Raw genomic sequence first — 4,360 nt, forward strand, 5'->3', positions numbered from 1 at the left:
ATCGAAGTTAAAGTCTGCCAGAACTTCCGGAATCTCCGGTTTCGCTGCTTCCTTCACAGTTACCTTGAAGGTGGCTGTCTTTCCTTCGTACGTTACCGTTACTGTCTGTTCGCCGGCCTTAGTCTTGTCATAGCCGCTTACCTCGCAATCCTCTATTGCAACATCCTCTGTTGTATCATCACTATAGTTAGCGGTCACTTTCATTCCTGCAAGATCAAGGTCTTCTCCCACCGTATATTCCGTCTTTGTCGGAGCTGTTACGGTAATGGATTCCAGAGTTGCAGGTTCTGCTTCTTCTGCGTATACCTTAAACTCTGTCAATGTTCCAGTGAAATACGGATCTGCAGCATAAAGAGATTTTCCAATATAACCGCAAATGCCATCTGCCGTACCATTTTTCAGAATATCCTGAACAGAATGGGCAGTTGTAAACGTAGATTTCTCTTCTCCATTTACCAAGAGCTTCATCTCGCCATTGTCATATTCCATGCGGACAGTTGCATACTCATCTGTAAGCGTTCCTGCATTGTCAAATAATCTCTCGTTACCTGCTGTAGTCTTAATTCCTGCACGAATAACATCGCCTGAAAATCTTGGGCTGACAAATACATAATTTGTATTATCAACCGTTCCCAGACACCACAGCCAGCTATTTGCTACTGTAGAAGTCTTGAATGTTGCCTCAATAGCAAAAGATTCTGTCTCAATCAGGCCTGCAGGAAGTTCAACGTATTTTGTGCTTCCGTCAAATACTAATACAGCATCTGCATTGTCTCCCTCGCCTTCTGTCTGGAAGTCTGCCTCTGTAAATCCTACATATTTTGCATCATTACTATTACCTGACTTATCTACCAGTTTACCGTCTGCTACAGTCATATCATAAGAAGCAACTAACTTTCTGGTCTCAACTGGTTTCAAAACTAAGTTGTTGGTTGCTTCCGTAAGAGCAGTCAGAGCCGCATCTACATCTGCCTGTGTTGCATCCGGGTTATTATAAACTAATTTTGCTGCGTCAAGAGCTGTCTGATATGCTGCCCAGCTAATAGATTCATACTTGTCTGCTTCCGAAACATCGATAGCTCCATCAATCGCTGCCTTAAGCGCTGTCTTGTCTGCAGCAACTGTTACTATAAACGTATCTGTTTTCTCTTCATATTTAACGGTAATGGTCTGCTCGCCGACCTTAGTCTTGTCATAGCCGCTTACTTCGCAATCCTCTATTGCAACATCCTCTGTTGTATCATCACTATAGTTAGCGGTCACTTTCATTTCTGCAAGATCAAGGTCTTCTCCCACCGTATATTCCGTCTTTGTCGGAGGTGTAACGGTAATGGACTCCAGAGTAGCAGGTTCCTTTTCTACATATACATCGAACTGTGTCAGCGTTCCGGTAAATGCGTTATCCGCTGTATAAAGAGACTTGCCGATATAGCCGCAAATATCTCCTTCTGTTCCTGCCGCCAGAATATCCTGGATACGATATGGTGTTTCCATGGTGCTAACTTCCACACCATCTACCAGAAGTCTCATACTACCGTTATCGAACTCCATACGTACAGTTACGTAATCTTCTCCGATACTTCCAGCATTTTCAAATAATTTCTCAGCCGATTCATCTTTAATACCGGCACGTAAAATGTCTCCTTCAAATCTTGGGCTGACAAATACATAATTTGTTACATTCGGCCAGGAATTTTCTTTGGTTCCAAGGCACCAGATCCAACTGTTTTCTACTGTAGATGTCTTGAATGTTGCTTCAATAGCGAAAGACTCTGTCTTAATCAGACCTGCCGGAAGAGTTACATACTTTCCTTTATCTCCGCCGAATACTAAAACAGCATCTTCACCTTCTGTCTGGAAATCTGCATCTGTAAATCCAACATATGCAGCATCATTTCTATTACCTGTCGTATCTACCAGCTTGCCATCTTCTGCAGTCATATCATAAGATGCAACCAATGTCCGATTGTCTTCTCCAACTGTCTTAGATACTTCGCCAAATACTTCCCACTCACCAATACCAAATCCGGTAGAACCCGAACCATTTCTGGTAGGAGTCAGACGAAGTCTTGATGTCTTAATCGGCTCTGTAAATGTTGCAACATTCCAATAACGGTTGTTTCCATTCGTGTAGTTTCTTTCACTGCTGGCTGCTGTTGTCTCTGTACCGAATTTTACGCCTACAGATGTAATTGCCGCACCGGTTTCATCTGTCATATCGGTAAGCTCAACCCAGGAATCCGCCTCAGCATCATAGTACTCTGCTTTACAGGATTGCGGGAATTTCACGCCGCCGTTGTCAGACCACCACATTACGCGCATTCCGTAAAGATCATATTCCTTATCCCATGTCAGCGTAATCGTAGCGGTATCGCCGCTCATTGCATAAGTATTCCATGTCATGGAAGGTCCATCTGCCAGCTCACCGTCAATTACCTTCTGTGGTGCTGTATTACGATCCAAATATGGATTCACAAACGATGCGACCGGACTTGCCTTCGGAGCCACATTATTCTCACTTGGATCTTTCTTCTCTTCTACTTCAAATTCTGTCTCTTTCGTCAGCGTCTTGCCATCCGCCGTTGTTACCGTAACCTTAAGGATAGTTTTTCCAACCGCAAGGCCCTTAATTGTTACTGTAGCAGCATCCTCGTCTTTTACAATCCAAAGACTGTCACCGGATACGATTTCCCACTGATAAGACTGTGCTTCTCCGGAAGTAAGTTCCGCTGTTAAGGTCGTTGATTCACCCGGAGTAATCGGCATGCCGCCGGTAATCATCAGATCTGAGATTTCTTCATCCGTCGCTTCCGTCCAGATCAACATCTGGCTGGAACGGTTCTGCCCCTGTACACCATTATCTCCACGGTTATTCCATGCATAGTATGGGACTGCCTGGAGTTTCGCAAGTTTTCCATTTGCACTTCCATCATCGTACATCACATCGCCGGTAATCTCTACAACACCATTCAAAAGGTCTTCCTGGTACTCAGCTTTCAGCTCAGATGCTCTCGGAATTACAAAGTTCAGAGGGCTGAACTCCTCAATGTCTTCATTCAGCTGTGCATTGCCTGCTTTTTCCATACAATATACGATTGGTCCGCGCTCTAATGCGATTCGTCCTTCATTTGTTGTTACATTCGGGTCTGCCTCTGTCTTACGTACTTCCATCGGCATCTCAATTGTCACAACATCACCCTTCGTCCAGGTACGGTCGACCGTCACATAACCATTTTCTTTTTCGCCTGTTACTTCCGTACCGTTTACCTTAATCGTAACGGTTTTGTTCTCCTGCTCATCAATCCATCCCGGGATACGGATCTTCATTGCAAATGCCTTATCCGCTGCCGGTTCTACCGTCATCTTTACAGAGCCTTCCCATGGATAGTTTGTTTCCTGTGTGATTGCAACCTCTGTGCCATCCACATTGACAGAGCCGTCGCTTCCGATATACTGGTTCACATACAGTTTATCCCCATGTACGGTATACATATATTCGCTTAATTTTGCAATCGTTCTCATCAGGTTCGGTGGGCAGCATGCACAACTAAACCATTCGCTTCTTGCATTTCCGCTTTCAACTTCCAGAAGTGTGGAATAATAGAATCGGTTACCATCCAGGTTCGTTCCAACCAGGATAGAGTTGTAAAGGTTTCTTTCTACCACATCTGCATATTTCGCATCTTCATACAGAAGGTTCATTCTCTGGTTCCAGTTCGCAGAACCGATTGCCGCACAGATCTCACAGTAGGACTGATCGTTCGGAAGAACATAATCATCACCGAAACCTTCAGAGTCTGAGCTTGGCGCTGTCGTACCGATACCGCCTGTGATATAAGTCTTGCGGTTTTCTACCGCATCCCAGATGGTACTAAGGGTATTCATATAAGTCTGCTTGGTTTCATTGTCATCTGGAAGAAGCGCTGCTACATCCGTAGCTCCTGTGTAGTAATACATCGCACGTACGGAATGTCCAACTGCGCTTGTCTCGTTTGCAAATGCTGTCCTGTCCTGTGAATATGTACCACCGGAATATCCACTGTCTCGAAGAGATGAACTCTCTCCACGTCTGTCGATGAAAATCTGCGCCATCTCTACATACTTATCACCGGTACCTTCACCTTCATGCTCTTCAATCAGCTTCGCCATCTTAACCAGTCCGAGTTCCACTTCCTCATGTCCCGGTACTTCATGACGGGTTCCGTCTGGTCCAAAGAGTGATACAATCTCATCCGCAAATCTCTTACCAGCTACATAGAGGCTATAATCCGGATCGCCGATTCCTTCTCTGTAACGGGTATATGCATCAACCGCCTCAAAGAAATGACCCGCGCAGTACATCTCATGGTTAGAGAAATTC

1 protein-coding gene is annotated in these 4,360 nt (G+C 44.8%); it reads right to left on the reverse strand.

Features of this window, described 5'->3' with window-relative positions; all coding sequences use genetic code 11:
• Positions 1–4,360: beta-L-arabinofuranosidase domain-containing protein (locus OCV99_RS14140; RefSeq protein ID WP_262575761.1), on the reverse strand; the 4,360-nt coding region annotated here is incomplete at both ends.

Source organism: Dorea acetigenes (assembly GCF_025567385.1).
In the GTDB taxonomy this organism is placed as follows: Bacteria; Bacillota; Clostridia; order Lachnospirales; family Lachnospiraceae; genus Claveliimonas; species Claveliimonas acetigenes.